This is a genomic window from Pseudoalteromonas sp. SR45-4 (assembly GCF_014163535.1).
Classification (GTDB): Bacteria; Pseudomonadota; Gammaproteobacteria; order Enterobacterales; family Alteromonadaceae; genus Pseudoalteromonas; species Pseudoalteromonas nigrifaciens.
This window is the reverse complement of sequence record NZ_JACJDO010000070.1, coordinates 1-8875: the sequence shown is the minus strand read 5'-3', so window position 1 is coordinate 8875 and position 8875 is coordinate 1. Positions and strand designations below refer to the sequence as shown.

The 8875-nt window shown below is 42.6% G+C and carries 6 protein-coding genes and 1 tRNA gene; 3 read left to right on the top strand and 4 right to left on the bottom strand.

What is annotated here, in order from left to right; all coding sequences use genetic code 11:
* Positions 1-120 precede the first annotated feature (120 nt).
* The 3 genes from H5058_RS17730 to pepA all read right to left on the bottom strand — a co-directional run bounded on the left by H5058_RS17730 (position 121) and on the right by pepA (position 5146).
* Positions 121-2976: a valine--tRNA ligase gene (locus H5058_RS17730; RefSeq protein WP_089368700.1), complete on the bottom strand. Its 2856-nt coding sequence runs from the start codon at positions 2974-2976 to the stop codon at positions 121-123.
* 60 nt (positions 2977-3036) lie between these two features.
* Positions 3037-3483 (bottom strand): DNA polymerase III subunit chi, encoded by a 447-nt coding sequence (locus H5058_RS17725; RefSeq protein ID WP_058374054.1) that lies wholly within the window; start codon positions 3481-3483, stop codon positions 3037-3039.
* A gap of 151 nt (positions 3484-3634) precedes the next feature.
* Positions 3635-5146: a leucyl aminopeptidase gene (gene pepA, locus H5058_RS17720; RefSeq protein WP_058374053.1), complete on the bottom strand. Its 1512-nt coding sequence runs from the start codon at positions 5144-5146 to the stop codon at positions 3635-3637.
* A gap of 304 nt (positions 5147-5450) precedes the next feature.
* Between pepA and lptF the strand changes: the two genes are divergently transcribed.
* The gene (gene lptF, locus H5058_RS17715; protein WP_011329072.1) at positions 5451-6563 is read left to right on the top strand and encodes an LPS export ABC transporter permease LptF; all 1113 of its coding nucleotides are present in this window, start codon (positions 5451-5453) and stop codon (positions 6561-6563) included.
* Positions 6560-7627 (top strand): LPS export ABC transporter permease LptG, encoded by a 1068-nt coding sequence (gene lptG / locus H5058_RS17710; RefSeq protein ID WP_089368699.1) that lies wholly within the window; start codon positions 6560-6562, stop codon positions 7625-7627. The genes lptF and lptG overlap by 4 nt, the downstream gene beginning before the upstream one ends.
* A gap of 111 nt (positions 7628-7738) precedes the next feature.
* Here lptG and H5058_RS17705 read toward each other — a convergent pair whose 3' ends face one another.
* A complete protein-coding gene (locus H5058_RS17705; RefSeq protein WP_011329070.1) occupies positions 7739-8233 on the bottom strand; it encodes an RDD family protein in 495 nt (164 codons plus the stop codon).
* 272 nt (positions 8234-8505) lie between these two features.
* Between H5058_RS17705 and H5058_RS17700 the strand changes: the two genes are divergently transcribed.
* Positions 8506-8590, top strand: a tRNA-Leu gene (locus tag H5058_RS17700).
* Positions 8591-8875: the final 285 nt, after the last annotated feature.

Genomic DNA, 8875 nt, shown 5'->3' with positions numbered 1-8875 from the left:
CCTAGAGCCTAGAGCCTAGAGCCTAGAGCCTAGAGCCACAAAAAAGCCGCGCTATGAAATTACATAGCGCGGCTTTTTAATGCCTATATAAATGTTCCGGGCTAATGCCCGAAAACTAAATTATAAGCTTTCTATTTTTGCTTTTTGCTCAAGTAGCTTAGTTTTAGCATCGCTAAACTCAGCTAGTTTGGCATTTTCTTTAGCAAGTACAGCTTCTGGTGCGTTGTTAACAAACTTTTCGTTAGCGAGTTTATTTTGCACTTGTGCTAGGCCTTTTTCGGCTTTTTCGAGTTGTTTATTAATACGTGAAAGCTCGGCTTCTACGTCAATTAAACCCGCCATTGGGATCATAATTTCAAGATTACCAACATAAGACGCTGCACACGCAGGCGCATCATCTTTATTTTCGAGCATGGTGAACTCTTCAATTTTTGCAAGTGATGCTAAAAATGAGTTGTTCTCCTCAATGCGGCGCACGTCGTCGCTCGAAGCATTTGCAAGTAATACGCTAAGCGGCTTGCTTGGGCTAATGTCCATTTCACCACGAATGTTACGAATTGCTAAAATGAATTGTTTAACCCACTCTAAATCGTCCATTGCTTTGGCATCAACGCTAGCTGCATTATAAACAGGGAATGCTTGTACCATAATACTGGTGTTCTCTGTTTCAAGGCCTGCAAGTGGTGCTACACGTTGCCAAATAGTTTCGGTGATGTATGGCATCATTGGGTGCATTAAACGCAACAAGCTTTCAAGTACGGTAATTAGTGTATTACGTGTACCGCGTTGCTGTGCTTCACTGCCTTTAAATAATACCGGTTTAGTTAGTTCTAAGTACCAATCGCAAAATTGGTGCCAAGTAAACTCGTACAGGGTGTTAGCAGCTAAGTCAAAGCGGTAATTATCTAAATGCTCAGTATAACTTTTAACAGTTGACTCAAATTGACCTAAAATCCAGCGATCGGCTAACGACAACTCTTTTTGTGCATCGGTTGCAAAACCACAGTCTTGCTCTTCTGTGTTCATTAATACGTAACGACTCGCGTTCCATAGTTTGTTACAGAAGTTACGGTAGCCTTCAAGGCGGTTCATATCCCAGTTAATATCGCGACCGGTAGAAGCCATTGCTGCAAGCGTAAAGCGAAGGGCATCGGTGCCGTGTGCTTCAATGCCGCCAGCGAATACTTTGCGGGTATCTTTTTCGATTTTAGCCGCTAATTTTGGCTGCATCATGTTACCAGTACGCTTTTGTACTAACTCTTCAAGTTCAATGCCGTCAATCATGTCCAGTGGGTCAAGTACGTTACCTTTTGACTTAGACATTTTATCGCCGTTGTCGTCACGTATTAAACCAGTTACATACACGGTTTTAAACGGCACTTGTGGTTTACCATTTTCGTCTTTTATAAAGTGCAGCGTCATCATGATCATACGCGCAACCCAGAAGAAAATAATATCAAAACCAGTTACCAGCACGTCAGACGGGTGGAAGGTTTTTAAATCATCAGTGTTTGCAGGCCAACCTTGAGTTGAGAACGTCCAAAGCGCTGATGAGAACCAGGTATCAAGTACGTCTTCGTCTTGGCTTAGTGTTACGCTGTCTGCAATGTTATTTTCGCGGCGTACTTCAGCTTCATCGCGACCAACAAATACGTTGCCTTCGCTGTCGTACCAAGCTGGAATGCGGTGGCCCCACCAAAGCTGGCGTGAAATACACCAATCTTGTACGTCGTTCATCCACGAAAAGTACATGTTTTCGTATTGTTTAGGTACAAATTGAATGTCGCCGTTTTTAACCGCTTCTTTAGCCGGCTCTGCAAGAGGTGCAACACGTACATACCATTGGTCGGTAAGCAGTGGCTCAATTACCACACCCGAGCGGTCGCCGTAAGGAACGGTTAAACCATGATCTTCAATTTTTTCAAGTAAGCCTAGTTCTTCAAATTCAGCTACAATCGCTTTACGCGCAGCAAAACGGTCAAGCCCGTGTAGGCGCTCAGGAATTGGTGCATCAAACTCAAGTTCTTTGCCATCAAAGCTGTAGGTTTCGCCTTGAGTAAGAATAGCGGCGTCTTTATCGAAAATGTTGATCATCGGCATTTTGTGACGCTTGCCTACTTCGTTATCGTTAAAGTCGTGCGCTGGGGTTATTTTTACACAGCCCGTACCTTTATCTTTATCGGCATGTTCATCGGCTACAATTTTAATACGGCGATTAACAATGGGTAATAAAATCTCTTTACCAATTAAATCTAAGTAGCGTTCGTCATCAGGGTTTACTGCAACGCCCGAGTCGCCCAACATAGTTTCTGGGCGAGTTGTTGCTACCACTATGTAGTCTTTACCATCTTGAGTTTTAACACCGTCGGCTAGTGGGTAACGTAAGTTCCACATGTAGCCTTGCTTGTCTTTGTTTTCAACTTCAAGATCAGAAATAGCAGTGTGTAATTTAGGATCCCAGTTTACTAGGCGTTTGCCACGGTAAATTAGGTTTTCTTTATGCAGGCGTACAAACACTTCTTTAACGGCTTCAGATAGGCCATCGTCCATGGTAAAACGTTCACGATCCCAATCAACCGATGCGCCAAGGCGACGAAGTTGTTTAGTGATTGTGCCGCCCGATTCTTTTTTCCATTCCCAGATTTTATTTATAAAATCTTCGCGGCCTAAATCGTGGCGTGTTTTGCCTTCTTCAGCATGCAGTTTACGCTCAACCAACATTTGCGTTGCAATACCTGCGTGGTCTGTACCTACTTGCCATAATGTATTGTTACCTTGCATACGTTTAAAGCGCGTTAAGGTATCCATTATGGTGTCTTGGAAAGCGTGGCCCATGTGTAAGCTACCAGTGACATTTGGCGGCGGGATCATAATTGAATACGGGACGCCTTGGCCAGATGGTTTAAAGTAGCCTTTTTCTTCCCAGCCTTGGTATAGAGACTGTTCAATATCTTGCGGATTGTAGGTTTTATCCATTACACAGAACCTTAAATAAGTACTTAAATTAGTTGGTTAGCTATTTTACTAAAAGTGTTTTTAGTTATTAATATCTTGCGTGGTGATGTTGGCACCGAGTTGGCGTAGCTTTTTAAAACGCTCGCGAGCTGCTTGTTTAGCAACGGCTTCTACGGGTACAAAATCAAAAACTTGGTTAAAGCGGCGAATAAAATCCGGTAAGTTATTAGCCAAGTTAATTAAAACTTTACGATTGCCAACAGGGGGCGTAGTACCAATTTCTACCGGTGCGCCGCCTTTTGGGCCTTCACCTTGTAGGTTGTGAGGTACAAAACTGTCGGGATCAAATGCCCAAAGTGTTTCATCAATGGCAAAGGCGGTATTTTCGTTATCTACACAAATAAATACACGTTGGCCAAGCCGATACTGATCAGCGGCAATTTGAGCCGCCAAAGCAAAATGATCATCAGGCTTAGCCAGCGACTCATCTTGTTGCTTTAGAACGAAAAATTGGGCGTTCATGTTCATTGTATCGGGGTTTCCCATGACATTGAATGTGTAGCTAGTTAATACACATAAATTAAGAGGCTGATTTTGCCATATAACGGGTTTTGCTTCAATTAATACCCAAATAAATAAGGCGCCAAACGGCGCCTTATTAAGTAGCTAAGCGGTATGCTTAATCTTGAGCGGCTTCGCTTACGCCGGCTCTGTTTAATAAATATTGAGTAAGCATAGGAACAGGGCGGCCTGTTGCGCCTTTTTTAGCGCCACTGCGCCATGCCGTGCCTGCAATATCTAAATGTGCCCAGTTGTACTTTTTAGTAAACTTAGATAAAAAACACGCTGCGGTAATAGTACCAGCTGCACGGCCCCCTAAGTTAGTAAAGTCGGCAAATGGGCTCTCTAGTTGATCTTGATAGTCGTCCCATAGCGGTAGTTGCCATGCACGGTCGCCACTTTGCTCCGATGCTTTTAACAACTCATGCGCGAGCGGATTATGGTTAGAGAGTAAACCGGTTGCATGTGCGCCTAGTGCTACAATACAAGCACCTGTTAATGTGGCTACATCAATAACGGTTTCTGGCTCAAAACGCTCTACATAGGTTAGTGCATCACATAATACTAAGCGCCCTTCGGCATCAGTATTTAATACTTCAACGGTTTGCCCCGACATAGTGGTTAAAATGTCACCTGGGCGATATGCATTTGGCCCCGGCATATTTTCGCAGCCGGCTAAAATACCAATCACGTTAATAGGTAACTGCATTTGTGCCAGTGCACGCATTGCACCAATAACACCTGCAGCACCGCCCATGTCGTATTTCATTTCGTCCATGCCTTCGCCAGGTTTTAATGAAATACCGCCCGAATCGAAGGTTAAGCCTTTACCAACTAATACGATAGGAGCTTGATCATCTGCGCCGCCTTTGTAGTTAATTACCGACATAACCGATTCGTTCACACTGCCGCGACCAACAGCTAAGTAAGAGTTCATACCTAGCTCAGCCATTTGCTCTTCGCCGATTAGATCAACAGTAATGTTGTCAAAATTAGTTGCTAGCTGTTGTGCTTGCTCGCCTAAATACGCAGGGTTACAAATATTAGGTGGCATATTTGCTACGTCTTTACATAGCTTACTACCGGCAGCAATAGCTAAACCATGCTCAATAGCGCTTTCGCCTATAGTTAGCTCGCGACGCGTTGGAACATTAAACACCATTTTACGCAGTGGACGACGTGGGTCTACTGTTTTACTTTTTAGTTGATTAAAGGTGTATAAACAATCTTGGGTGGTTTCTACTGCTTGGCGCACTTTCCAGTAGGTATCGCGACCTTTAACGTGTTGCTCTGTTAAAAAGCATACCGCTTCCATAGAGCCGGTGTCGTTTAAGGTATTAATTGTTTTAGAAATAATTTGTTTATATTGCTTATCGTCAAGCTCGCGCTCTTTACCACACCCTACAAGCAATATGCGCTCGCTTAAGATGTTTGGTACATGATGCAATAATAAAACTTGGCCCGGCTTTCCTTCTAGGTCACCTCGGCGAAGTAAATTTGAGATATAACCATCACTGATTTTATCGAGTTGTTCACCAATGGGGGATAACCGACGAGGCTCGTATACACCAACTACAATACATGCGCTACGTTGTTTTTCTGGGCTACCACTTTTTACGTTAAATTCCATTGTCACTCCTGATTTTGAGTCATCTTTAGAAGCTAAGCAGAAACTAAAAATATTTTTAGTCTTATATACCTAAATTATTTAGGTGTAGCTCTAATCTTAGCTGATTTTGCCCGACTCTTACTGTGTAATTGAACTTTATCTGCTTAAGGGTCACTAATGCAACATTATATCGTGTTGTTAGGTAGGATAATTAATTTTCATGGCTTATAATATTAGATCTATACTCGGCAACGCTGAGTAAAATCATGACTAACTATAAACTTTCACTATTGCAGTGACACACCATGTTTAACAGGGGCGACTATTGCTTATTTTTCGTTATTTGACTGCTGAGGTTTTAAAATCGCAGGTCGCCGTATTTTTAACTTTGATGACCATTTTTTTGTCGCAAAAGTTAGTTAGTATTTTAGGCGATGCCTCTGAGGGTAGTATTCCTGCTAAATTAGTGCTATCGATGATCGCACTTAAATTGCCGCAGTTAGCCTCGTTAATTTTACCGTTGAGTATATTTTTAGGCATAATTTTGGCCTACAGCCGTATCTACGCCGATAGCGAAATGACAGTACTTAAAGCCTGTGGTGTAAGTGAATGGTATGTGGTTAGAGTGACGCTTATATCAAGTGTGGGGTTGGCTATTTTAGCCGCCGCGCTCACCATGCATGTTGCCCCTTGGGCAAGCGAGCAAGAGTACCAATTAAAAGAGCAAGCTAAAGCCGATGCGGGATTATCTGCATTAAGGGCAGGTCGCTTTCAGCAAACCGGTAACGAAAAAGCCGTGGTGTTTATTCATAACATTGAAAACGGTGGAAAAGAGCTTAATAAAGTATTTGTAGCGCAACTCCCCGATAGCGAAAAAGACAACCTTGCACGCCTAGTTTATGCAGAGCAAGGAGTTGTAATTGAAGCGCAAAATGGCGAACAACAACTCGTTCTTAGCGACGGCAAACGCTATGAAACTGATGGCTTAACGCCGGCGCTCAATTTAACCGAGTTTGACGGGTATAGTGTACAAATACGTGAGCAAGAAATAGAGCACCAACGCCGTAAGTTAGAAGCAATTCCTACTAATCAATTGTTGGCACTTAATACTCCAGAGGCAACCGCGCAGTGGCAATGGCGTATTGCTATACCGCTTTCTATTCCACTGCTGACACTATTAGCAGTACCGTTAAGTGTGGTTAATCCACGCCAAGGTAAATTTGCTAAGTTAGTGCCGGCAATTAGCTTGTACTTAGGTTATTTTATTTTACTTAACGCTGCTAAATTTGCTGTTGAAGATGGCAAAATACCTCCCTCTATTGGCCTTTGGTGGATTCACTTAAGTGCCTTATTTATTGGCGGACTATTAATAATTAAAGGGCGACCACTTGGCGCTTGGCTTAAAGCGGTAATTACTAAGCGGGAGTTGGGCGCATGATGAAAACCCTTGATTGGTATTTAGGTCGCAGCATTTTACAAACCACCGGCTTTGCATTATTGGTACTGGTAGGCATTAGTACCTTAATTAAATTTATCGACCAGTTAAAGTCAGTTGGCCGTGGTAGTTACGATTTAATGACCGCGATGCTCTACACGCTTTACACAATACCGGGCGATTTAGTGGTGTTTTTTCCGATGGCCGCGCTCATTGGTGGCTTAACGGGGTTAGGAGCGCTTGCCTCAAACAGCGAGCTGGTGGTAATGCACGCTGCAGGTATGTCGCGCTTACAAATTATAAGCTCGGTAATGAAAACCGCCGTATTTATGGCGCTATGTATGATGGCATTAGGCGAGTGGGGAGTACCCGAGGCGCAATTACAAGCTAAAGAAATGCGTAACCAGGCAATTCATGGTGGCGATGTTTTTAATGCGCAAAAAGGCGTATGGGCAAAAGACGGCAATAACTTTATAAATATAGAAGATGTAGATCAAAATGGTAAATTAAATGGTGTGCATATGTACCACTTTGATCAGTCGCTATCGCTTACACAAATAACGAAGGCAAAAGATGCGCTAAGTCGCGAAAACGGCTGGTTACTGCGCGGCGTCAATAAAGTAAAAATAAGTGATGAGCTTATTACTACAGAGCAAGTGCCTGAGGAGTTTTACCCATCACAACTTACTGCTGAAAAGCTGGGTGTGGTGTCGGTTAAACCTGAGTCGCTGTCGTTTACTGGGTTATGGTCTTACTTAGACTATTTAGAGCAAAACGATCAAGATACCAGCACCTATGAACTCGCGCTTTGGCGCAAGCTTATGCAGCCAATATCTATAGCCGTAATGTTGCTAGTTGCACTGTCGTTTATATTTGGCCCGTTGCGTACCGTCACTATGGGTGCACGTATTATAATGGGCGTAGTTACGGGTATAGTGTTTCATCTAACCAACGAAATATTTGGTCCTGTGGTTATGGTATATCAAATACCTGCGTTTATTGGCGCTGTAGTGCCTAGCATTATATTCACCGGCTTTGCTGCTTACTTAATGAATAAACGCGCATAAAACTAGTTATAAAAAGGTAGTTACAAAAATACCTTGAAACAAAAAAGCGTGGCTACTTTATAAAAGTGCCACGCTTTTTTGTGCTTATAAATTACAGTGTATTACTTTTAATTAATCAAGCTCACGGTAAATACGCTTGTTTTCTTCTTTGGTGAGTGCAATAACTTCGGTTTTAGAAAGGTAATCTTGCAAAGCTTTTTTATTTTTAAAATCAACCAATACCACTAAATTACCTAAACCAAGTAATGCACTAACGCTGCGAATTATTGCTTGCGGCCAGCTAATAAGTTGCCCATCTAGAGTTTGTACTTTTAAGCGCCATGCGCGCATGCCAATGGTTTGCCCGCTTTTAGTCCAAAAATAAGCAAAAAAGAATACGTTTACTCCAACAAACAACGCACTTCTAATACCAGAGAGTAACGTGGAGTCTTGTATTAAAGCAGCAGGATCGTCAGTTTTAACTATCATATCTAAAGACGTTAGTAGCTGAATGACTGCAAAGTAGAGTATGGCAGTAAGCATAGATAAAGAAATTACGACCAAGGCATCATAAATTAACGACGCCAAACGACGCCAAAAGCCAGCTCGTGGAAATTCATTCAACATAAATATACCCTCACTATTAATATGCGCGCTAGTTTAGCAAATAGGCTGGTAAATACTACCTCTTCAGTAAGGCATTAAAGCGCTGCGCAGAGTTAAATGTTAATGGTTGCTTAATTGTTAAGCGGTTGATTGTACTTATGTCATAAAACGCTTGCCGCTACCTTTATTGATTGTATAATGCTTAGCATAGAGACGAAGGCAGTTTTATAAACCTAAGCTCTAAAGTGGTTTTTCTTTATCTTCTGGTATTTAGAAGGTTAAAGAAAAATTATGCCAGCGTGATGAAATTGGTATACATGGGGGATTCAAAATCCCCTGCCGAAAGGCGTGCCGGTTCGAGTCCGGCCGCTGGTACCACTTTTTATAGCCCCGATCAAATTGGTCGGGGTTTTTTTATGCCTACGAAAAGTGCAAACGGACACAACCCGCCGGACTCGAGCGGCACGCGGGAGTGCCGCTGTTATAAGTTAAAGTCCGGCCGCTGGTACTAATGCCAGTCAGTTAACACTGACTGGCATTTTTTATAGGGATATTTAGATGGTTTCTTTTTCACACATCGTGGAAAGCTGCGCTCATGACGCCTTGTTGGTAACTGAAATAGCGTCAGCGTTTCTAATAAATGCTCATAGTGTTTTGGTAAAT

Coding starts and splice junctions, on each gene's coding strand:
- H5058_RS17730 (WP_089368700.1), bottom strand. CDS start 2,976: ATGGATAAAACCTACAATCCGCAAGATATTGAACAGTCTCTATACCAA.
- H5058_RS17725 (WP_058374054.1), bottom strand. CDS start 3,483: ATGAACATGAACGCCCAATTTTTCGTTCTAAAGCAACAAGATGAGTCG.
- pepA (WP_058374053.1), bottom strand. CDS start 5,146: ATGGAATTTAACGTAAAAAGTGGTAGCCCAGAAAAACAACGTAGCGCA.
- lptG (WP_089368699.1), top strand. CDS start 6,560: ATGATGAAAACCCTTGATTGGTATTTAGGTCGCAGCATTTTACAAACC.
- H5058_RS17705 (WP_011329070.1), bottom strand. CDS start 8,233: ATGTTGAATGAATTTCCACGAGCTGGCTTTTGGCGTCGTTTGGCGTCG.